Source organism: Acinetobacter haemolyticus (assembly GCF_900406815.1).
Taxonomy (GTDB): Bacteria; Pseudomonadota; Gammaproteobacteria; order Pseudomonadales; family Moraxellaceae; genus Acinetobacter; species Acinetobacter haemolyticus_A.
The window spans coordinates 1-430 of record NZ_OVCN01000049.1 but is presented as its reverse complement, the minus strand read 5'-3'; the positions used below and the strand labels follow the sequence as shown (position 1 = coordinate 430).

Annotated in this window: 1 pseudogene; it reads left to right on the top strand. The window is 39.5% G+C overall.

The features are described 5' to 3' along the window. Positions 1-122: 122 nt before the first annotated feature. A pseudogene (locus DK207_RS15610) lies at positions 123-430 on the top strand (alkyl hydroperoxide reductase subunit F); the annotation flags it as partial.

Genomic DNA, 430 nt, shown 5'->3' with positions numbered 1-430 from the left:
AAATTCAAAAAACCGATCGAACTCATAAAAACATACTGTTTCCTCTATGCTGTACTTTTGCGTACTATAGCCCCATGAAATGATTTTAGCCGACTTGAACTGCTTAGAATTTGGAGATTTGCATGTTAGATCAAAATATTAAAACTCAATTAAAAGCTTATTTAGAACGTTTAGAAAGTCCAATCGAGTTGGTAGCTGCTTTAGATGATTCAGACAAAGCTGCAAAAGTAAAAGAACTCGTGACAGAAATTGCTGAACTCTCTGATCAAGTTACGGCGCGTTTTGACGGTTCAAACGCTCGCCGTCCGAGTTTTGGTGTTGCCAAAGCAGGTGAACAACCTCGTGTGTTCTTTGCGGGTTTACCGATGGGACATGAGTTTACTTCTTTGATCTTGGCTTTGTTACAAGTCTCAGGTTATGCCCCTAAAGT